18 protein-coding genes and 1 pseudogene are annotated in these 21,414 nt (G+C 39.0%); 9 read left to right on the top strand and 10 right to left on the bottom strand.

From position 1 onward, the window contains the following. Positions 1-186 precede the first annotated feature (186 nt). Positions 187-903 carry a superoxide dismutase gene (locus B3600_RS16930; protein WP_286753760.1) on the top strand — a complete coding sequence of 239 codons (717 nt, stop codon included), beginning with the start codon at positions 187-189 and terminating at the stop codon, positions 901-903. A 53-nt stretch (positions 904-956) separates the two neighbouring features. On the opposite strand, the gene B3600_RS16925 is transcribed toward B3600_RS16930, so the two are convergent. After that, positions 957-1,355 (bottom strand): SRPBCC family protein, encoded by a 399-nt coding sequence (locus B3600_RS16925; protein WP_070567739.1) that lies wholly within the window; start codon positions 1,353-1,355, stop codon positions 957-959. Between the two features lie 19 nt (positions 1,356-1,374). Next, the gene (gene pyrE / locus B3600_RS16920) at positions 1,375-2,025 is read right to left on the bottom strand and encodes an orotate phosphoribosyltransferase (protein WP_070567741.1); all 651 of its coding nucleotides are present in this window, start codon (positions 2,023-2,025) and stop codon (positions 1,375-1,377) included. Positions 2,026-2,047: 22 nt separating this feature from the next. Here pyrE and B3600_RS16915 point away from each other — a divergent pair, with 22 nt between their 5' ends. From B3600_RS16915 to B3600_RS16900, 4 genes and pseudogenes are all read left to right on the top strand, one after another. Next, entirely contained in the window at positions 2,048-2,635 is a 588-nt protein-coding gene (locus B3600_RS16915; protein ID WP_236560231.1) for an NUDIX domain-containing protein, read from the top strand. A 58-nt stretch (positions 2,636-2,693) separates the two neighbouring features. After that, a complete protein-coding gene (locus tag B3600_RS16910) occupies positions 2,694-3,410 on the top strand; it encodes a 3-ketoacyl-ACP reductase (protein ID WP_286753759.1) in 717 nt (238 codons plus the stop codon). Between the two features lie 120 nt (positions 3,411-3,530). Continuing rightward, positions 3,531-4,592, top strand: coding sequence for an NADH:flavin oxidoreductase/NADH oxidase (locus B3600_RS16905; protein ID WP_286753758.1), 1,062 nt, complete (start codon positions 3,531-3,533; stop codon positions 4,590-4,592). Positions 4,593-4,681: 89 nt separating this feature from the next. Then, positions 4,682-5,075: pseudogene (locus B3600_RS16900) on the top strand (VOC family protein). 64 nt (positions 5,076-5,139) lie between these two features. Here the strand turns inward: B3600_RS16900 and infB are convergent. The 4 genes from infB to B3600_RS16880 form a co-directional block, all read right to left on the bottom strand. Then, positions 5,140-8,289, bottom strand: a complete 3,150-nt coding sequence (infB, locus tag B3600_RS16895; protein WP_070567751.1) for a translation initiation factor IF-2 — start codon at positions 8,287-8,289, stop codon at positions 5,140-5,142. 103 nt (positions 8,290-8,392) lie between these two features. Next, complete coding sequence (nusA, locus tag B3600_RS16890; protein ID WP_070567754.1) at positions 8,393-9,634, bottom strand: transcription termination factor NusA; 1,242 nt, start codon at positions 9,632-9,634, stop codon at positions 8,393-8,395. Positions 9,635-9,639: 5 nt separating this feature from the next. Continuing rightward, positions 9,640-10,104: a ribosome assembly cofactor RimP gene (rimP, locus tag B3600_RS16885; protein WP_075993376.1), complete on the bottom strand. Its 465-nt coding sequence runs from the start codon at positions 10,102-10,104 to the stop codon at positions 9,640-9,642. A 237-nt stretch (positions 10,105-10,341) separates the two neighbouring features. Next, complete coding sequence (locus tag B3600_RS16880) at positions 10,342-11,118, bottom strand: XRE family transcriptional regulator (protein WP_070567758.1); 777 nt, start codon at positions 11,116-11,118, stop codon at positions 10,342-10,344. Between the two features lie 102 nt (positions 11,119-11,220). Between B3600_RS16880 and B3600_RS16875 the strand changes: the two genes are divergently transcribed. Further along, positions 11,221-11,544, top strand: coding sequence for a GIY-YIG nuclease family protein (locus B3600_RS16875; protein WP_112376125.1), 324 nt, complete (start codon positions 11,221-11,223; stop codon positions 11,542-11,544). 68 nt (positions 11,545-11,612) lie between these two features. Here B3600_RS16875 and B3600_RS16870 read toward each other — a convergent pair whose 3' ends face one another. Continuing rightward, complete coding sequence (locus B3600_RS16870; RefSeq protein WP_312352068.1) at positions 11,613-13,874, bottom strand: penicillin-binding protein 1A; 2,262 nt, start codon at positions 13,872-13,874, stop codon at positions 11,613-11,615. Positions 13,875-14,392: 518 nt separating this feature from the next. On the opposite strand from B3600_RS16870, the gene rpoN reads away from it, so the two are divergent. From rpoN to B3600_RS16855, 3 genes are all read left to right on the top strand, one after another. Then, positions 14,393-15,859, top strand: coding sequence for an RNA polymerase factor sigma-54 (rpoN, locus tag B3600_RS16865; RefSeq protein ID WP_112376123.1), 1,467 nt, complete (start codon positions 14,393-14,395; stop codon positions 15,857-15,859). Between the two features lie 80 nt (positions 15,860-15,939). Next, the gene (locus tag B3600_RS16860; RefSeq protein WP_112376122.1) at positions 15,940-16,815 is read left to right on the top strand and encodes a carbon-nitrogen hydrolase; all 876 of its coding nucleotides are present in this window, start codon (positions 15,940-15,942) and stop codon (positions 16,813-16,815) included. An 89-nt stretch (positions 16,816-16,904) separates the two neighbouring features. Next, on the top strand, positions 16,905-17,981 hold the full coding sequence (locus B3600_RS16855; RefSeq protein WP_286753757.1) for an agmatine deiminase family protein: 1,077 nt from the start codon (positions 16,905-16,907) through the stop codon (positions 17,979-17,981). A 108-nt stretch (positions 17,982-18,089) separates the two neighbouring features. Here the strand turns inward: B3600_RS16855 and agaR are convergent, their stop codons facing one another. The 3 genes from agaR to proS form a co-directional block, all read right to left on the bottom strand. Further along, positions 18,090-18,851, bottom strand: coding sequence for a transcriptional repressor AgaR (agaR, locus tag B3600_RS16850; RefSeq protein WP_046675473.1), 762 nt, complete (start codon positions 18,849-18,851; stop codon positions 18,090-18,092). A 220-nt stretch (positions 18,852-19,071) separates the two neighbouring features. After that, positions 19,072-19,860 carry a GDP-L-fucose synthase gene (locus B3600_RS16845; protein ID WP_286753756.1) on the bottom strand — a complete coding sequence of 263 codons (789 nt, stop codon included), beginning with the start codon at positions 19,858-19,860 and terminating at the stop codon, positions 19,072-19,074. Positions 19,861-19,875: 15 nt separating this feature from the next. Further along, on the bottom strand, positions 19,876-21,348 hold the full coding sequence (gene proS / locus B3600_RS16840; RefSeq protein WP_046675471.1) for a proline--tRNA ligase: 1,473 nt from the start codon (positions 21,346-21,348) through the stop codon (positions 19,876-19,878). Positions 21,349-21,414: the final 66 nt, after the last annotated feature.

Here is a 21,414-nt window from a genome sequence, read left to right as displayed (position 1 = left end):
ATGCCTTTAAAACAATAGAAAATAGGGGTAGCGAAATTACCGTACATCAAAATTCGAAACAAAGCATGCTGCTCTACAGATCAATTTATAACAATTTTGTTGTATTACAATTAACAGACAATTCTTGGACAATATTTGCAAAATTTCACGTTATATTTATATCAAAACTAATCACAATAAGATTATATGCAAACACGCAGAAACTTCCTTCAAAATGCAGCAAAAGCTACGCTAGGCATCGCTGTATCTGGATCAATATTACAAGATATTGCTTCCGCGAAAGCTACTGAATTACATGCCGCTACCTTAAAGTTTTCCCAAGTAAAATTACCATTCAGTTATGCCGCTTTGGAACCTAATATTGATGCGTTGACGATGGAAATCCATTATACAAAGCACCATATGGCCTATATTAATGCCGTTAACGAAGCCATTCTTGCTGAAAACATCAAAGAAGCCTCAGAGGAGCAACTTCTAGCAAACATATCTAAGTACTCTCCAAAAGCAAGGAATAATGCTGGAGGAGCCTGGAACCATAACTTTTTTTGGGAAAGTCTGTCCGATAAGCCGAGCCAGCCATCCGAAAAATTATTGACTATGATCAATAAGACATTTGGTTCTCTAGACAAATTCAAAGAACAGTTTGCCGCTGCAGCAACCTCACGATTCGGTTCGGGATGGGCCTGGTTGCTTTTGGATGACTCAGGTAACTTAAAAATTAGCTCTACTCCAAACCAAGACAATCCTTTAATGGATGTTGCAGAGGTAAAAGGTATTCCCATTTTAGGTCTTGATGTATGGGAGCATGCTTATTACCTGCACTATCAAAACAAAAGAGCTGATTATATTAAAAATTGGTGGAATGTTGTGAATTGGAAAAAAGTCAATGAAAGACTAGCATAAAAAAAGCTCGATTATTACTAATCGAGCTTTTTTTATATTCGCTATGAACCAACCTACCCTAGCTTTTCTTTTAATTTGTTGACCTGAAAGTCAACCAATTTTTGAAGCGGCCCAGAAGCGATCATTTTCATCATCATGTTGAGATCAGCATCTATGATAAAGGTTGCCTTTGTCACTGTATCAGCAATAACTTGCAATTCCCAACGAAGAGTTACGTCAAAAGGTGCCTTCTCTAAAGGAGTCAACTTAATAAGATGATTCTCAACACGCTCTTCTACGCGAAGAGCCAATTTTGCCATATTCTGTATTGTAAATCGCGCCTCGTCCGTAGTCGAAGACCAATTGTAGATATTTTCAGGCATCAACTGCTCATGATTGTTGAGATCCGCCAAAAACGCATACACCTCGCCGACATTTTTGTTGATTTCTGTTGTATTCTGAATAGTAGTCATAACGATAAATTAATCCTCTTTATTGAAAATTGTCGCCCCAAGTAGCCGGGTTCAATCGCCACTTTTTCAAGATCTCAATATCCTCTTCCAATACATAACTATTTTCAGCAGCGACCTGAATCAAAGCATCATAATTACATAGACTGAAATAAGGACATTTTGCATCAGCAAAATTATCAGTAGCTTGTTGCAATCCATAAGTAAAAATAGACACCAAGCCAACAACATTGCAGCCAGCCTCACGTAACGCCTTTACAGCCACTAAACTACTCTTACCTGTCGAAATTAGATCTTCAATTACAACTACGCGTTGACCGCTAACTACTTCACCTTCAATTAAATTCTGACGACCATGATCCTTAGCTGAGCTTCTGACATAAGAAAATGGTAGTCCCAAATCCTGTGCTACCAAAACGCCTTGTGGAATACCTGCCGTAGCAACTCCAGAAATCATATCCACTGATCCAAACTCTTCTTGAATAAGCTTAGAAAGCTTTTGACGAATGTATGTACGAATCGCAGGATGAGATAAAGTGATACGGTTATCACAGTAAATTGGAGACTTCCAACCCGACGCCCATGTAAAAGGACTTTTAGGTTGCAATTTTATTGCTTTAATTTGCAATAAGGATTCAGCAACTTTTTGTTCAACCTCATTTAAATTATTCATGGCGCAAATTTATAAAATTTATATGAACGAAACCGTGCTAATTTTAGCAGATTTTGTTCCATCGAAAATCAAAAACCCACAAACAATTAGTTTTCAAGAGATTGACCTCCAAAAACTTTTCAAACAATCTGAAATTGATAAAGTTCCAAAAACATATCTCTACATCAACAAGGATTTTGAAACCGTATTTCAAAACTTAAAAAATAAAATTAAGCTCATTAAAGCTGCAGGTGGGCTGGTGAAAAATGGTGATGGAGACTATCTTTTTATCTACCGATTAGGAAAATGGGATCTTCCGAAAGGTAAAGTGGAAGAAAATGAAAAAATGCGGGAAGCAGCTGTACGCGAAGTTGAAGAGGAATGTGGCATCAAAATCAACTACTTAGGAAAAAAAATCACCACATCATACCATACCTATTTTTTGCGAAATGGAGAATTCGTCTTAAAAGCAACGAACTGGTATGAAATGGGAGTCAACAAAGTCCCTAAATTGATTCCGCAAACTGCAGAAGATATCACAAAAGCAGAATGGCGTCATGTGGACCAATTTGAAGACATACGCAACAATACTTACCCCATTATCGAAAATATCCTAAAAAAGGCAAAATAAATTGCCTTTCTTAGGATCATCTGACAGGAATAAAAAAGATCATGCCTATTTTTATATTATGGAAAATATAACAGGAAAAAGAGCCTTAATTACGGGTGGTGCGCGAGGATTGGGGAAAGCGATTGCCTATGCATTAGCGAAAGAAGGTGTTCATATCGCTATTACCGGTAGAAATGAAGCTGCTTTAAAGGATACGGCCACGGAACTTGCCGAGCTGGGCACTGAGGTCACTTATGCCGTCTTTGACGTATCAAATTATAGTGCAGTACAGGAGGAGATCGAGCGATTGAAAAATACCTTCGGTAGCTTTGACATATTAGTTAACAATGCGGGAGTAGCATCGTTTTCCACTGTGTTCGACATGGATGTTGCCGATTGGACATCGATCATTCAAACGAATCTCCTGGGTACATATTTTGTTACAAAAACTATTCTTCCGCAACTGATTGAAAAAAATCAAGGCGATATCATAATGGTATCTTCGACTGCCGGATTAAATGGCGCAGCCACCACTTCCGCTTATAGTGCATCGAAGTTTGGCGTCATCGGCTTCGCCGATTCTTTAATGCGGGAAGTACGGAAAAACAATATTCGGGTATGTACACTTATGCCTAGTACGATTGCCTCGGATATGTCCAAAGATCTTGGACTTACCGATGGTGATCCAGAAAAAGTTCTTCAGCCTGAAGATTTCGCGGAGCTGATCATTGCTAATTTAAAACTACCAAGAAGAGCCATGTTAAAATCAGCTTCTTTATGGTCTACAAATCCCTAATAATCGAATAGCTATTCATCAGGGTCAAATACAGTCCTTTTAATGGCTTTCTTTTATGATACAAAGAAATTGATCAAGATAGGAGCTTTCATTGCTCCTATCTTCTATAAACAAGCAATTATGAGTCAATTATTTTCATCAGTAAACATCGGAAATTTACAATTGAAAAATCGTTTGGTTGTATCCCCAATGTGTCAATACTCGGCAAAAGATGGTTTTGCAAATAACTGGCATTTGGTTCATTTGGGCCAATTTGCAATCGGCGGAGCTGCAGCAGTAATACAAGAAGCAACAGCAGTTAGCCCTGACGGTCGAATCAGTGATGGAGACCTTGGCTTATGGGACGACCAGCATATCGAAAAATTAAAAGAAATAACCGAGTTCATTAAAGCAAATAATTCCATACCCGGCATACAACTTGCCCATGCAGGCCGCAAAGCAAGCAGCAATAAACCTTGGCTTGGCAGGAATCAATTTTCACCAACGGACCCTCAGGGCTGGCAAACAGTTGCTCCATCTGCAATAGCTTTCCATGCAGGAGATTATGAACCACAGGAACTTGATGTTTCCGCCATTGAAAATCTGATTGAACAATTTGGAACAGCGACGAAAAGAGCAATCCAAGCCGGCTATGAAATTATTGAACTCCATGCAGCACATGGATATCTGATCCATCAATTTCTTTCACCACTGAGCAACTTACGAAAAGACACTTTCGGCGGGATCTTTGAAAATAGAATACGCTTTCTTATTGAAATTGTGAAAAGAGTAAAACAAGAAATAACAAGCCAAAGTTTATGGGTACGTATTTCAGCAACTGACTGGGCCGAAGCCGGCTGGGACTTAAAGCAATCCATAGCCTTATCACAACAGCTATATGCATTGGGGGTAGACCTGATTGATGTTTCAAGTGGAGGATTGGTCTCCTATCAAAAAATAGATGTAGGACCAGCATATCAGCTCCCTTTCGCCATCGCGATTAAGGAACATACCAAGAATAACGTCGCCACTGTAGGTTTAATTAAAACTGCTATTGAAGCATCCGAGATCATTACGCGAAAGCAAGCAGATTTAATCTTAATCGCACGGGGATTTCTTGATGATCCACACCTTCCATTACATTTTGCCAAAGAATTAGACGCTGAAGTTCCTTGGCCTAAACAATATGAAAGAGCAAAATAATAGGAGAGACACGGTAAAATAGTCTGTATATGCTCCATATCCTAAATGAACAAAAGATATAACAAATGCCATGAGATAAGTATTGAAAGATGAAATTAAACCTCAACAAGATACATCATATCGCCATTATCTGTAGTGATTATGAACGTTCAAAGAAATTCTATACGGGCATACTGGGCCTAGAGATTGCTAGAGAATACTATCGTGTGGAACGTGATTCCTACAAACTGGACCTCAAACTCAATGATCATTACATTATAGAACTTTTTTTCGTTCCCATCACCGCCTAATCGGCTCAGCTTTCCAGAAGCTGCCGGTTTAAGACATCTTGCATTCGAAGTCGATAATCTCCACCTAGAATTAAATAAGCTCGAAAAAGCAGGTGTATCACATGAAGGGATCAGAATAGACGAGTTAACAAATAAACGCTTTACATTCTTCTTTGATCCTGATCAGGTTCCAATAGAACTATACGAACGTTAAAACAGAAAGCGGCATTGATTAAAATCAATGCCGCTTTCTGTTTTATTAGTGTACCACTAAGTGATTACAATTTACGTTTCACTTCAACTTGTTCGTAAGCTTCAACAATATCTCCTACTTGAATATCGTTGAAACGGTCAATATTCAAACCACATTCATAACCCATTGAAACTTCTTTCACATCGTCTTTAAAACGTTTCAACGATGCCAGTTTACCAGTATGAATTACAACACCATCTCTGATTATGCGGATATCATTATTTCTATTGATCTTACCTTCTTTAACCATACATCCGGCAATCGTACCCACTTTAGAAATTTTGAAGGTTTCTCTGATTTCAACCTCAGCAACGATTTTCTCTTCAAATTTCGGCGCCAACATACCCTCCATCGCAGATTTGATTTCATCAATCGCATCATAGATGATCGAATATAAACGTACATCAATTTGCTCGTTCTCTGCCAACTTACGTGCGTTTTGTGTTGGACGTACTTGGAAACCTATGATAATCGCATCGGAAGCAGAAGCTAACAATACATCTGATTCAGAGATTGCACCCACTGATTTGTGAATGATATTAACCTGAATTTCGTCAGTAGACAATTTCAATAATGAATCTGATAATGCTTCAATAGAACCGTCCACATCACCTTTAACGATAATATTAAGTTCTTTAAAGTTACCGATGGCCAAACGACGACCGATTTCATCCAAGGTAATATGTTTAGTTGCACGCATGCCTTGCTCGCGTTGTAACTGAAGACGTTTGTTAGCTACAGTTCTAGCTTCAGACTCGCTTTCAAGAACATAAAGCTTATCCCCTGCTGTTGGTGCGCCGGCCATACCCAAGATTTGCACTGGAACAGAAGGTCCCGCCTCTTTAACACGTTCACCTCTTTCATTAGTCAAAGCCTTCACCTTACCTGAATGCGATCCCGCTAAAATAGGGTCTCCAACACGTAATGTACCACTTTGTATCAACACCGTTGTCACGATACCACGACCTTTATCCAAAGCTGCTTCAATTACTGAACCAACAGCACGTTTTTTCGGATCAGCTTTTAGATCTAACATCTCAGCTTCCAATAGAACTTTCTCTAATAATAGGTCAACATTTTCCCCCGTTTTTGCTGAAATCTCTTGCGCTTGGAACTTACCGCCCCAGTCTTCAACTAAGATATTCATCGCAGAAAGCTGCTCACGGATTCTATCAGGATTTGCTCCCGGTTTATCTACTTTAGTAAATGCAAATACGATTGGAACTCCTGCTGCCTGCGCGTGGTTGATCGCTTCTTTTGTTTGCGGCATGACGGCGTCGTCAGCTGCGATAACAATAATAACAATATCTGTTACTTTGGCACCACGGGCACGCATCGCTGTAAAAGCCTCGTGACCAGGAGTATCCAAGAAAGTGATCTTCCGACCATCCTCCAATTTCACCGCGTATGCACCGATATGTTGGGTGATACCACCCGCCTCACCAGAAGTAACGTTCGCCTTACGGATATAATCCAGTAAAGAGGTCTTACCATGGTCGACGTGTCCCATGACCGTTACAATAGGCGCTCTTGAAATCAAGTTCTCTTCTGTATCCGGTTCCTCCAATTCAGCAGTCTCCTCATCCTCAGGTTTGATAAACTCTACCTGATAACCAAATTCATCCGCTACAATGGTTAAAGTTTCCGCATCTAAACGCTGATTAATTGACACGAACATACCCAAACTCATACAAGTTGCAATAATTTGGGTTACCTGAACGTCCATCAAATTAGCTAATTCGTTTGCAGTTACGAACTCTGTAACACGCAATACTTTTGCCATCATTTCTTGCTCCATTGCAGCTTCTTCCGCATGTTGAGCAACATCATCACGTTTCTGACGTCTCAATTTGGCACGTTGCGCAAATTTACCAGATTTACCTGCACCACTCAAACGAGCAAGTGTTGCTTTGATTTGATCTTGGATTTCCTTTTCAGTAGGTTCTTCCTTATTCTCAACAGGTCTTCCCTTACCTCTATTGTCAAAACGATTACCGTGTTGCGGTCTCGTACCTTGTCCTGGTCTACCTGAGTGTTGGTTGTTACCTCCTTGTCCCGGTCTACCTGGGTGTTGGTTGTTGTTTTGCCCTTGACGATTGTTCGGGTTGTTGTTAGGACCATGATTCCCACCTCGGTTACCTCCTTGTTGGTCCCGGTTGTTGGGATTGTTACCATCGCGCGGTCCACGGTTTTGATTATTATGACCTTGACCTTGCCCCGCATTTGGGTTTACTGGACCATTTGGATTCGTACGCTTACGCTTACGTTTCTCATTATTATTTCCAGCATTTGAAGATGAAGCCACTGGTTTGTGGGAAGGTCTAGCAGATGGTAATTCAATTTTACCAATGACTTTAGGACCTGTCAATCTTTCCGCACGAGCAGAAATAATTTCATCTCCTTGTTTTTTCGCAGGCTCCACTATTGGAGTTACTGGCACAGCTTTCGGCGCTGTTTCTTCTTTTTTCTTGTCTTCTACCTTCACAGGTTCAGTTTTTGTCTCTACAACCGGAGTTGCTTTTACTTCAGTTTTATTTACTTCGGGTTTTTCTATTTCAGCTTTTGGTACAACAACTTCCGGCTTCTTTTCAATAACCTTTGGTTCTTCTTTTTTCGCTTCAACAATAGGCGCTTTGACTTCGGCTTCCTTCTTTTCTTCCACCTTAGCTTCAGCTTTAGCCTCTACAGGCGTTTCTTTAATGGTTTTTGGTTCCTCCTTAACAGGTTCTTCCTTCTTGACCTTACTTCCGCCTCTATTCAATGCGTCAAGATCAATCTTACCAACCACCTTCATACCACCTTGATGAACGGGCTCCTCCACTTTTGCAGGAGTAGTTTCCTTAACAGAAGGGATTTCTACTGTATTCTTGACCAAGATTTCCTTGGATTCATCATGATCTTCGAAATCCTCATTCTTAGATGATTCCTTAGGAGAAGAGGACGGCGACTCCTCACGACGAATTTTGCCAATCACAATTTGTTTAGCTTCATCTTTCAGTGATTTGTCTCCCTGAAACTCTTTTAACAGCACACCATACATCTCTCCGCTCAATTTAGTGTTAGGCTTTGCTTCTACATCATATCCTTTTTTCACTAAACATTCCACGGCGGTATGTATCCCGATGTTGAGTTCCTTTGCTGCTTTAAGCAAGTTTGTTCCTTTTCCTTCAGTCATCTATAATATAAACTATTTTAATATAATTACAAAAATATGTTTTTTTCCATCCATAAACAATTTATTCCGAATGTTAGATAGAAAAAAATTAACGAGCTGAATTTTATTCAAATTCAGCTTGTAAAATACGTACAATCTCACGAACAGTATCCTCTTCCAAATCGGTACGTCTAACCAGCTCTTCCTCGCTAAGAGACAACACCGACTTCGCTGAATCCAAGCCGACACGTTTCAATTCATCAATAACCCAGCTTTCAATCTCATCGCTGAATTCTTCGATATCGACATCTTCATCAAACTCGTCATTTTCGCGATAAACATCAATTTCATAACCAGTCAATTTACCAGCCAATTTAATATTATGTCCCCCACGTCCAATGGCTAAAGAAACTTGATCCGATTTTAAATATACAGCCGCAGTCTTATTTTCTTCATCGATTTTGATTGAGCTAATTCTTGCAGGGCTCAAAGCACGAGCGATGTACAACGAATGATTTGTTGTAAAATTAATTACATCAATATTCTCATTACGCAGCTCACGAACGATACCATGAATACGAGACCCCTTCATACCAACACAAGCTCCTACAGGATCAATACGATCGTCATAAGACTCAACAGCAACCTTCGCTCTTTCCCCTGGCTCACGAACGATTTTCTTGATCGTAATCAAACCATCGAAAATCTCAGGAACCTCAAGTTCAAATAAACGTTGTAAGAACGCAGGTGCAGTACGTGAAATAATAATCTTCGGATTATTATTCATCATATCTACTTTATGCACAACTGCGCGAATGCCATCTCCCTTTTTGAAATAGTCAGCTGGGATTTGCTCTGATTTAGGAAGAATTAGTTCATTCCCGTCCTCATCCAATACCAAGATCTCCTTTTTCCAAATCTGATAGACCTCACCAATGACCAACTCTCCTTCTCTATCTTTATATTTCTTAAAGACCTCGTCTTTTTCCAATTCCAAAACCTTAGATACAAGCGTCTGACGTGCCGCTAAAATTGCACGACGACCAAAGCTTTCCAATGTGATCTGTTCAATAAAATCATCACCTACTTCCAAATCTTCATCATGCTTTCTAGCTTCCGCTAATTCGATTTCAAGGTCATCATCTTCTGAAAACTCATCTTCAACAACGACACGCGTCCTCCAAATCTCCAAATCTCCGTTATCTGGATTCACGATAACATCCACATTTTCATCCGTACCAAAACGACGACGGATCATACTACGAAAAACCTCTTCCAATACTGTAATAACAGTAGGTCTATCGATATTCTTAAACTCCTTAAACTCTTGAAAAGAGTCTATCAGATTGATGTTGCTGTTACTCATTATTATTAAAATGAAATTACCACTTTTGTTGCTTTTATTTGATCAAAAGGAAGTTCTTTTTCTACCTCTTGTGCTTTTTTACCTTTTTCTTTTATCTTTTGAAGAACATTGATCTTCATCTCGTCTACGGTCAATAATGTACCTTCAACTTTTGTATTATCGTTCAACTTTACCTGAACTGTACGACCTATATTCTTTTGATACTGTCGGATATTAACAAAATTAGCATCAATACCTGGAGATGAAACCTCTAAACGGTAAGCATCATCAATTACATTTTCCTCCTCCAAGTGGAAACCAACATGACGGCTCACCTGTGCGCAATCATCAATATTCACACCATTATCTCCGTCCAAAAGAATCTCGAGAATTTTATTTGGGCGCATCTTCACACTGACGATAAACAAATCCTCGCGATCTGCAATTTTTTCCGCGATGAGTTCAATAACTCTCTTTTCTATATGCTGCATTGTTCTGTTTCTAGAAATGCTAAATTAATTGAATTAAAAAAAGGGGGCAATACGAGCCCCCTTCCTTTCAGATATGCAAATATAGCATTTTATAAAATAAAAAACAAACTTAGATAGATTGTTTTTATATTGAATATACCTACAGTCCCTATAAAAATAAGTTATCGATCGCTCCTCAGTCCTTGCAATCATCTTCACAGCGTGACTAAATAATAAAAATACGTAGATAATTCTCCACTATTTAGAACCATCCACCACTGCATTAATCGTCTTCTGCATTTGCGCCATCATGCTTGTCAGGGTTTCTATGGTTGGCTCCGGAGTAGGTTCGGGCAGCTGTGTACTGATAAAAGCCTTAGCCTTCCACACTTCAAGAATATCAGCAGTCTCTACCCAATAAGGCTCATAGGTCTTATTATCAGAAACAAGCTTCAAACCTTTATCCTCTTTAAATTTAAAAGCAACGCGTTTATACACCACACCATCTTCTTTCGACACGACAATATAGGTACTTCCTGGTTTAATATCATGCCAATTTTCTACGTATTCGGCCACAATAATAGAACCAGAAGGTAAAGGCAACATCGAATCCCCTTTTATTTCAAAAGCACGAAATGTCCCCTGACCAAACATAGGTAGCGAAAACTTTGGCAACTCAGCAACATATTCTGGATCACCATATCCATTTAAATACCCCGCACTAGCCTTAACCGGAACAAGTTCGATATTTTCACGATCATCTGCATCCACAGTCACACTAAGCACCCTTAAATTTGAGGCATTGCTTTTAGGAACCGGCTTCCATTTGTCATCAATAACATCGTTTGCCAACTCATCCATAGTCAAACCATAGAATTCGGCAATCTTCTTTAATAACTCATATTTAGGCTCTGCTCGATCTTCCTCGTATGCACCGACAGACGCACGCTTAATTTCCATAAGATCAGCAAATTGTTGCTGGGTGATTTTTTTTCCTTTTCGAAGGAATTTCAGATTGGACGAAATATTTGACATATTATTTTTTCAAAAAAATATTTTGCAAAAACTAATTTTATTAGTAATATTGTGCCAATAAAATTAGTAAATATATTTTAAACGTCCAAATAATTTAGCATTATGAACAATTTTATTGTATATATATCAACTGACAACAATCGGAAACACTTTAAAATCGGTCTCAGTTCCAACATCTTTAGTACAGTAATGGAACTACAGCAGTCCAATAATTTTATTTTCAACCAGGGCCCTAGCTTAAATCGAATAATCTACACAGAATCTTTCACAAATTCGGAGACCGCCAATAAGAGAATAAGTGAACTGCAACATTTTACAACCATGCAAGTCGAAAGGCTCATCCGTAAATATAATCCTAATTGGAATAATCTTTTCCCTCAGCAACACCAAACGTTCACCAAGAGAGATTCCAACCACGCAGCCTAGCATAAAAAAAGCCACCTTAGTTAAACTAGGCGGCCATCTTTATTTTTTAGATATATCCTTAACTATTATCAGTTTTGACTACCAAGCTCCTCCAACGAGGATGACCCTACGCTACTCGTTCCGCTATCAGCACCTTCAGTATGATTACGCTCAACAGGATGCTCCGTTCCCTCTTCCTCAGGCCCGATAAATCCTTCATCAGCGGGCTCTTCTACTTGTGTCGAATCACTTTGCTCTGGTTCCGGATCACTATAACGCGGAGTTTCGCATTTGTAAGATTTCGTAATTTCAACAGTAGGACTAGGAAACTTACCTTGCGTATACCCCAATTGTTTGTCTTTATAAACAGACTCCATATACACCCCAAATATTGGTAATGCTGTACGAGAACCTTCTCCCGAATGAGAATTTTTAAAGTGAATACTCCGTTCGTCACAGCCAACCCAAACACCTGTCACCAAATCTTTAGTCACTCCCATATACCAACCATCTACATATTCGGAAGAAGTACCTGTCTTTCCTCCGATTTCATTTTCCTTATCAAATAAATCCCATTCCCACAATCCCTGAGATGTACCTCCAGGTTCTTCCATACCACCCCGCAGCATATACGTCATCAACCAGGCATCTTGTTTATCCACCACTTGTTTACGCTCCGCCTGAAAAGTGGCAATAACATTACCATCATGATCCTCGATCTTAGACACCAATAAAGGTGAGACACGCTCACCGTGATTCATCATCGTCGAGTACCCATTCACCATTTCAAAAACAGAAACATCATTAGGTCCTAACCCCACAGAGGCAACAGGATTTAATTTACTTGTAATACCACAACGATGTGCCGCATCAACAACTTTCGCGGGCGTAACCATATCAGTTAACTGAACCGTAACCGAATTAATGGAACGCGCCATCGCATGACGCAACGACATTTCACGATAGGAAAAATTCCAATCTGCATTTTTAGGCTCCCAAACCTCAACAGAATCTCCTTTATCAATCTTGATCGTAACAGGTTTATCCGTAATCTTATCACACGGAGACATCCCTGACTCCAAAGCAGCCAAGTATACAAAAGGTTTAAATGTAGACCCTGCTTGTCGCTTCGCCTGCATCACGTGATCATACTTAAAATATTGGTGGTTGATCCCACCCACCCATGCTTTAATTTCACCCGAGTACGGATCCATAGACATCATGCCTGCATTTAACATCATGGCATAATATTTCAAAGAATCCATTGTAGACATATCCTTTTGGATCTTACCACCATCCTTCCAATTATAAACTTCGATCTTCTTCTTTTTATTTAGGAAGTAATTGATGCTATCAGGGGTATTCGCATATTTTTTACTCAAAAAAGCATAATAAGGAGTTTTCTTTGCCAAATTATCCAAGAAGTTGGGTATAACCTTACCTGATAAATCACGCCAAGGCTCCTGGCCCTCCCAGGTGTTATTTAGACGTTGCTGTAATTCAATCATTTGTTTCGCCACAGCCTCTTCAGCATGCTTTTGAAGTTTAGAATTTATCGTCGTGTAAATTTTCAAACCGTCTGTATAGATATCATAATTGTTATCCTCAGACCATTTTTCCAACCATTTAGCTACTGCAGCACGTAAGTAAGAATCTCCACCCGCATTAAGATCTTGACTATTTGTATTCAAAACAATCTTCTCCTTAACCAGTTTATCATACTCTTCTTTTTTCAGAAAACCACCTTTATACATTTGACTTAAAACGGTGTTTTTTCGCACAAAAGCATTTTCGGGATTACGAATAGGATTATATAAAGTCGTACCTTTTAACATGCCAATCAAAACAGCAGCTTCGGTCTGATTCAATTGATTCGCTCCTTTCGAAAAATAGCGCTTTGCAGCAGTCTCAATCCCATAGGCATTATTACTGAAGGATACTGTATTTAAATACATCTCCAATATCTGATTTTTGGAATAACGTTGCTCCAATTTATAAGCCGTCATCCACTCCTTAAACTTCGTGATCACTAGACCCGCCACGGGAAGACGCGTCAACAATCCACCGGCCTTATTATAACGAGTACGATAAAGATTTTTAGCTAACTGTTGCGTAATTGTACTCGCGCCTCGTTTATCCCCTTTTAATGTAGAGATAATACCTGATCCTAGACCAAAAAAATCAACACCATTATGGCTATAAAAACGAACATCCTCAGTTGCAATCAACGCATTAGTAACAGACTTCGGAATACTATCAAATGGAATTGGATTTCTGTCCTCGTCGAAATACCGTCCAATTAAAACACTATCTGCCGTGTATAATTCCGTAGAGATATTAACACTAGGCATAACGATATCCTTTTTTGTTGGAGAATAACCAAAGAGCCACAAAAAATTCAATTGTATAGCACACACCAATATAATGATAAAATATACTGCTATAACAAGATAACGAAGAATCCTATTCTTAATACGTTTAAACATAAATGGAAATTTATCTTATATTCAACACATCCGACCAGCAAAAGGTTTTACACCTGTCCAATATGCCTTTTTATCTATTTTCAGGGGCTAAATATACAACTAAATAAATCGCTGTAATCAACTATTTACATTTTTTAACAATAAAAAACACCTGCCAAACAACTGTAAAATACGACATAATTCGAAAGGGTGGATTTTGGAAATTACAGCCACGATTAAACAACAAAAGACCTATAGGTAGAAAAAGGCCTAGTCTCAAATTTCTTTGCAACTTTTTCCCGCGTTCCACAAATATTATACCCATTTTTTATTTATTATCGATTTTATTTTAAAATAATAATGATATTTGTTTAAATTTAGATGTAAAAAAGTCAACTATTAGCATGTTAAAACAAACATTACAACAAAAGCTATTACAGAAATTGTCCCCGCAGCAAATACAATTTATAAAATTGTTGCAGGTTCCGACTGTTTCATTAGATGCGAGAATCAAGGAAGAATTAGAAGAAAACCCTGCGTTAGAAGATGGTAGCTTGACTAATATGACCGATCCTATAGAAGAATACCCCGATAAAGATCCAGATGACAACTTTGACAATGAAGACGGATTCGACTCAGAAGACTTTAGTTTAGAAGACTATATCCAGGAAGATGATTTCAAAGATTATGGCAATGGCTATGACTACGGAGATGACGATGACGACCGAAAAGAAATGCCTGTTGCAATTCAGCACTCCTTTTATGAGCAGTTACAACAACAATTAGACCTTTTAGCTTTAGATGACAAGCACTTTTTAATTGGCCAGCAAATTATTGGCAGTCTGGACGATGACGGCTATTTACGCCGGCCCATCATCAATCTTGTCGACGACCTCGCTTTTGGCCAAAATGTAATGACCGATGAACAGGAAGTATTGGATATGCTAAAGGTAATTCAAGATTTTGAGCCTGCAGGAATTGGAGCACGAGATCTGCAAGAGTGCCTATTGATCCAATTACAAAAAAAGGACACACAAAATCCCACAATCAAACTCGCTATTAAAGTCGTAGCGAATTACCTGGAAGAATTCACTAAAAAGCATTATGATAAATTAGAAAAATCTTTAGGCGTTTCATCAGAAGATTTAAAAAACGTAGTCAACGAAATTCTAAAACTTAATCCAAAACCAGGAGATTCTGGCGCAGTAGCAGGCAAGCAACTACATATTATCCCGGATTTCCATATCAGCAATAATGATGGAACACTGCATTTGACTTTAAATGGCCGAAATGCACCTGAGCTCCGCATAAGTCGTGATTACCAACACATGTTTGAACATTACGAGAAATCGGATCAAAAGGATAAAAAAATGAAAGAGGCTGTGCAATTTGTCAAACAAAAACTTGACTCAGCCAAATGGTTTATTGATGCAATAAAACAGCGTCAACAAACCCTACTAAAAACAATGAATGCAATCATGGAATACCAATATGATTATTTCCTCACAGGTGATGATCGTAAGCTAAAACCAATGATATTAAAAGACATCGCCGACAAAATCGATATGGATATATCAACTGTGTCGCGGGTAGCAAATTCAAAATACGTACAAACAGAATTTGGAACATTTCTCTTAAAATCGTTTTTCTCTGAAGCTATTCAAACGGATTCTGGTGAAGAAGTATCCAATAAAGAGGTTAAGAAAATATTGGAGGAGTGCATCGCAAAAGAAAATAAACGGAAACCCTTGGCTGACGAGAAACTCACTGAGATTCTCAAAGAAAAAGGCTACAATATTGCGCGGCGAACGGTTGCAAAATATCGGGAAGCATTGAACATTCCGGTAGCAAGATTACGAAAAGAGCTCTAAGAGCTCTTTTTGTTTCTCCTACCGACCAAATCCAATTTAAGAATAGTATCTTTGTGCTGTATTAAAATAAGCATTAAAGAATGAGCAAAGTAAAAGTTGGAGTTGTACAGATGAGCTGTACCGCAAGCAAACAAGAGAATCTCGAAAAAGCTATCGCTAAAGTAAAAGAAGCCGCTGCAAAAGGTGCGCAAATTGTGTGTCTGCAAGAACTATTTACCTCTTTATATTTCTGCGATGTGGAAGATTATGACAATTTCGCACTGGCTGAAGCTATTCCGGGTCCATCAACGGACGCCCTATCGGCTGTTGCTAAAGAAGCAGGTGTCGTCATTATCGCTTCATTATTTGAAAAAAGAGCAGAAGGACTGTACCATAATACAACCGCTGTATTGGATGCAGACGGTTCCTATTTAGGAAAATATCGCAAAATGCATATTCCAGATGACCCTGCGTTTTACGAAAAATTCTATTTTACACCAGGCGATTTAGGCTACAAAGTATTCAAAACAAAATTTGGAAAAATAGGCATCTTAATTTGCTGGGATCAATGGTATCCGGAAGCATCTCGAATTACCGCATTGATGGGTGCCGAAATTTTATTCTATCCTACTGCTATCGGATGGGCAACAGACCAAGATGAAGAAACCAACAAAGATCAATATAATGCATGGCAAACAATACAACGCTCCCATGCCGTTGCAAACGGCGTTCCTGTTGTATCCGTTAACCGTGTGGGATTTGAACAAAATGGTGCAATGAAATTCTGGGGTGGAAGCTTCGTGACGAATGGACAAGGTAAATTACTCTACCTTGCTTCACATGACAAAGAAGAAATTGAGGTCGTCGAACTAGATTTAAATGAATCGGACTATTTCAGAAAACATTGGCCATTTTTGAGAGACCGAAGAATCGAAACATACGCGCCGATCACCAAACGTTTTATTGACGAAGACTAATATTGGATATGCTAGCCATTTCAGTTTCGAAGGCATACCACTGTGCTGAAACAAACTGAAATGGCTTTTTTAATCCCGCTAAAATAAGTATGGAACAAAAAAAAACATTCACCCTGGACTATTTTGACAATTCCCCAAAACAACAGGGCTTCTCTTTTCCTGCAGAATGGGCAAAGCAAGAAGCCTTATGGTTGAGCTGGCCACATAAAGAGGAATCTTGGCCCGGGAAGATCGAAACAATATACAAACCTTATTGCGAATTTATTAAAGCCGTAGCAGCAGGGCAAAAAGTAAGGATTAACGTCGCTAATGAGGAAATGCAAAATTTTGCTATTACCGCACTCAAAGAAGTGACAACAGATTTTAGCAATATCGAATTCTACTTTAATCCGACTAACGATGCTTGGTGTAGAGACCACGGTCCCGCTTTTATTATTAACCAAGCAACAAATCAAAAAGCAGTAGTCGACTGGGGCTATAATGCCTGGGGTGGAAAATACCCTCCTTTCGACCTGGACGATATTGTTCCGACACGTATTGCCACAACATTCAACCTTCCTCTATTTGTCCCTGATATCGTCATGGAAGGCGGTTCAGTTGAGTTTAATGGCGCAGGAACAATCATGACAACAACGGCTTGTCTATTGAATAAAAACCGAAATCCACACCTGACAAAAGAGCAGATAGAAACTTATTTAAAAGAATTTTACGGTCAGGAACAGGTTTTATGGCTTGGAGACGGTATCGTTGGAGACGATACAGATGGACACATTGACGATATTACCCGTTTCGTCAACGAAAACACCGTTTTAACAGTTGTCGAGGAAGATCCAAGGGATGAAAACTACGAGATACTTCAAGAAAATCTAGCAACACTTCGTTCATTTAGACTCTTAAATGGAGAGCCACTGCATATCGTTGAGCTCCCAATGCCAGCACCGGTCATCTATGACGAAACAAGATTGCCTGCTTCTTATGCTAATTTCTACATTGCAAACGATATCGTTGTTGTACCGATCTTCAACGATAAAAATGACCAAAGAGCACTGGATATTATCCAAGGCTGTTTCCCTACACGTAAAGTCATCGGTATAAATTCCGTTGACATTATTTGGGGGCTGGGAAGTTTCCACTGTTTAAGCCAGCAGGAGCCGGCACTGAGCTAAAAAAACTATCCATAGAAAAAATGTCCCCAAAAAGTTAAACACTCTTTTGGGGACATTTTTTATGATAAAAAGTCGAGCATAGTTTTGAGTTTTTTTTGTTAAACTGTGTTAAACAACTATGACGTTTACCCCAGCTTTTTCTAACGATTCCACAAAGCTTGTATTTACTTTGTCATCGGTAATTAATATATCAATTTTATCAAAACCACAAATTCGTCCGAAACTTCTTCTTCCAAATTTGGAAGAATCTGCAAGAACGACAACTTTTTGAGCCGTATCGATCATAATGCGATTTAATTGAGCTTCCTGCGCACTTGACGTTGATACCCCGTACTCCAGGTCAATCCCGTCTACACCCAAAAACAATTTACTGCAATAAAAATCCTGTAATAAATTTTCTGCATACTTTCCCGTTACGGATGTTGAGGTCTTGCGAAGCGTCCCCCCCATCTGCATGATTTCAACCGAAGGATATTTGATCAATTCCATTGCAACATTCAATGCCGAAGTCACTACAGTAATATTTCCTTTAGGAACAATCTGCTTTGCTAGCGACTGCATGGTCGTTCCTGAAGCTATAATGATGGAATCATTTTCCTCAATCATTTCAGCCGCTTTTTTCCCGATCCTGCTTTTATCATCCGAACGAAGTTTCTCTTTTTCAAATACGGTACGATCAGTCGTATAAGGATTATATTGTGTTGCCCCGCCATGCGTCCTAAACAACAATCCACTATCTTCCAACAAGGTCAAATCCTTCCGAATGGTCACAGAGGAAACGCCCAATTCCTCACATAGATCAATTACCTGAACTACGCCGACTTCCTTTAATTGTTTTAAGATATATTGATGTCTCTCTACATTTGTCATGGCTCTATTATAATATGCTGTTAAAATACTAATCTATTATCGGTTTGTTCAAAGGAAAACACCAATATCTGGCAAAAATTTCTCGATATTGGTAAATTCCCGCAAATATGACCCTCTACTTAAATTTCCCATAGTAGAATTGATGTTAAAATAATGAAATTATTTAATTTTTTCACCGTGGTAGTCACAAATTCATTTTTCTTTTTAAAATAAAAATGAATTAAAATTGCAAAGGATCAGGCAGGACATATTCATACTCCAGTTCCTCTTGAAGTAATTCACCCCTAACTATTTTTTGAATCGTATTCGTTGCTTCGAATGCAAGTGGCAAAATATAGCCATATTTTTTTGCCGACGCTAGAATTACGTCCTTTTTTTTAGGATGTAAGGGAGCAACAACATTGTATACAGTATGTTTAAGCACATTGCAAGATGCCGCCTCTAACAGTCTGATCACATCATCGATATGAACAAAATTGGCTGGCTGTTCACCCGTCGTACAAATACGTTCGGAAAAATATTTGGCAAAAACACGGTTTTTACCAAACAAACCTCCTAATCGATAAATTATGGTATCAGCCAATCCCAACATGCATGCTTCAGCAAGCAAGAGTTTTGATGAGAGCTCGGTTGTATCTGCATAGAATTCATCAAATACAGCATCTTTATCCGGATAAATTCCAATAGAGCTCAGAAAGACTTGTTTCTTCCAAGTAATGTGCCTGTAAAATGATTTAATATTCAAAAATCTGTTTTCAAGAATCGCTACACTATTTTTCTGACTTGCCGGAATACTGTTTAATACGAAGTCAAATTGAGTAGGTAAATCTATCCTTGCTGGAAAGTTTTCATAATCAAAGTCTAGAATAAATGAAAAAATACCATCGGCATTAAGCCGATGGTATTTTTCAGATGTTGTCGTACTAGCCCAAACCTCATGGCCTTGATACTTCATATGTAGCGCAAAAGATTCTGCAAGCCAACCACATCCCAAAATGAGTATCCTCATATTCTGATAAGACTATTAATAGGCTTTTGCAAAGAGTACACGACGATTTGAAGGCTTCCCGGTAAAGATACAAACACCTTCCTCTTCTTTCGCATCCAGAGGAATACAACGAATTGTTGCCTTGGTTTCTTCTTTTACGCGTTTTTCTGTTTCTGTTGTTCCGTCCCAATGACAAGAGATAAAACCACCCTTACCTTCCAGCACTTCTTTAAACTCATCATACGAATTCACTTCAGTGAAATGCGATGTCCTGAAATTTAATGCTTTTTGGTAAATATTTTCTTGTATAGTATCTAGCAATTGTACAATAGTACCGGCCAAGCCCTCCTGAGCAACCGTTTCCTTCGTTTGGGTATCACGTCGCGCTAATTCTACCGTACCATTTTGCATATCTCTTGCCCCGACTGCGACACGTACAGGAACACCTTTTAACTCCCATTCTGCAAATTTAAAGCCCGGACGTTGAGTGTCCCGATCGTCGTATTTTACGGATATGTCGTTCACCCGTAATTCTTTTGTCAACTGATTCACGAATTCATCGATCTGTGCTTTTTCTGCATCAGTTTTAAAAATCGGAACAATGACAACTTGAATTGGTGCCAATTTTGGTGGCAATACCAATCCTTGATCATCTGAGTGAGCCATAATCAATGCACCCATCAAACGTGTAGAAACACCCCAAGAAGTCGCCCAAACATGCTCCAATTTTCCTTCTTTAGACGTAAATTTCACGTCAAACGCCTTTGCAAAGTTTTGGCCGAGGAAATGAGAAGTTCCTGCTTGCAATGCTTTTCCATCTTGCATCAATGCTTCAATACAATAGGTATCCAAGGCACCCGCAAAACGTTCGTTTTCTGTTTTTCTACCACGTACAACAGGCACAGCCAATATCTTTTCAGCAAATTCCGCATAGACATCAAGCATACGTTCGGTTTCTTCAATAGCCTCTTCTCTGGTTGCGTGAGCTGTATGGCCCTCCTGCCACAAAAACTCCGCAGTACGCAAGAAAAGACGTGTACGCATTTCCCATCGTACGACGTTGGCCCATTGGTTGACCAAAATTGGAAGATCACGATAAGATTCAATCCAACCACGGTAGGTATTCCATATAATCGTCTCAGAAGTCGGACGTACAATTAGCTCTTCCTCCAATTTCGCCTCTTCATCCACTACGATCTTACCTGTACCATCGTTTTTTAATCTATAATGAGTTACTACCGCGCATTCGGTAGCGAAACCTTCCACATGCGCAGCTTCTTTTGAAAAAAACGATTTGGGAATGAATAAAGGGAAATAAGCGTTGCTATGACCTGTTTCTTTAAATCTTTTATCTAAGATCGCTTGCATCCGTTCCCAGATAGCGTACCCGTATGGTTTGATCACCATACAGCCTCGTACAGCTGAATTTTCAGCTAGATCAGCTTTGATCACAAGCTCGTTATACCATTGCGAATAATCTTCAGCACGACTTGTTATTCCTTTACTCATATGAAATTGATAAATTATTGTAACATTATTACGTTAAATCCCGTCTGTAATTCTAATACGAAAAGC

Origin of the sequence: Sphingobacterium sp. UBA2480, from assembly GCF_002341965.1 — a bacterium.
Classification (GTDB): Bacteria; Bacteroidota; Bacteroidia; order Sphingobacteriales; family Sphingobacteriaceae; genus Sphingobacterium; species Sphingobacterium multivorum.
This window is presented reverse-complemented; position numbering and strand designations above follow the sequence as displayed.

Excerpts from the sequence above, each read along its gene's own strand:
- B3600_RS16880 (WP_070567758.1), bottom strand. The coding sequence starts at position 11,118 with ATGTCAAATATTTCGTCCAATCTGAAATTCCTTCGAAAAGGAAAAAAA.
- B3600_RS16915 (WP_236560231.1), top strand. The coding sequence starts at position 2,048 with ATGAACGAAACCGTGCTAATTTTAGCAGATTTTGTTCCATCGAAAATC.
- B3600_RS16910 (WP_286753759.1), top strand. The coding sequence starts at position 2,694 with ATGGAAAATATAACAGGAAAAAGAGCCTTAATTACGGGTGGTGCGCGA.
- B3600_RS16925 (WP_070567739.1), bottom strand. The coding sequence starts at position 1,355 with ATGACTACTATTCAGAATACAACAGAAATCAACAAAAATGTCGGCGAG.
- nusA (WP_070567754.1), bottom strand. The coding sequence starts at position 9,634 with ATGAGTAACAGCAACATCAATCTGATAGACTCTTTTCAAGAGTTTAAG.
- B3600_RS16845 (WP_286753756.1), bottom strand. The coding sequence starts at position 19,860 with ATGAGGATACTCATTTTGGGATGTGGTTGGCTTGCAGAATCTTTTGCG.
- rpoN (WP_112376123.1), top strand. The coding sequence starts at position 14,393 with ATGTTAAAACAAACATTACAACAAAAGCTATTACAGAAATTGTCCCCG.
- rimP (WP_075993376.1), bottom strand. The coding sequence starts at position 10,104 with ATGCAGCATATAGAAAAGAGAGTTATTGAACTCATCGCGGAAAAAATT.
- infB (WP_070567751.1), bottom strand. The coding sequence starts at position 8,289 with ATGACTGAAGGAAAAGGAACAAACTTGCTTAAAGCAGCAAAGGAACTC.
- pyrE (WP_070567741.1), bottom strand. The coding sequence starts at position 2,025 with ATGAATAATTTAAATGAGGTTGAACAAAAAGTTGCTGAATCCTTATTG.
- B3600_RS16930 (WP_286753760.1), top strand. The coding sequence starts at position 187 with ATGCAAACACGCAGAAACTTCCTTCAAAATGCAGCAAAAGCTACGCTA.
- B3600_RS16855 (WP_286753757.1), top strand. The coding sequence starts at position 16,905 with ATGGAACAAAAAAAAACATTCACCCTGGACTATTTTGACAATTCCCCA.
- agaR (WP_046675473.1), bottom strand. The coding sequence starts at position 18,851 with ATGACAAATGTAGAGAGACATCAATATATCTTAAAACAATTAAAGGAA.
- proS (WP_046675471.1), bottom strand. The coding sequence starts at position 21,348 with ATGAGTAAAGGAATAACAAGTCGTGCTGAAGATTATTCGCAATGGTAT.
- B3600_RS16905 (WP_286753758.1), top strand. The coding sequence starts at position 3,531 with ATGAGTCAATTATTTTCATCAGTAAACATCGGAAATTTACAATTGAAA.
- B3600_RS16870 (WP_312352068.1), bottom strand. The coding sequence starts at position 13,874 with ATGCCTAGTGTTAATATCTCTACGGAATTATACACGGCAGATAGTGTT.
- B3600_RS16860 (WP_112376122.1), top strand. The coding sequence starts at position 15,940 with ATGAGCAAAGTAAAAGTTGGAGTTGTACAGATGAGCTGTACCGCAAGC.
- B3600_RS16875 (WP_112376125.1), top strand. The coding sequence starts at position 11,221 with ATGAACAATTTTATTGTATATATATCAACTGACAACAATCGGAAACAC.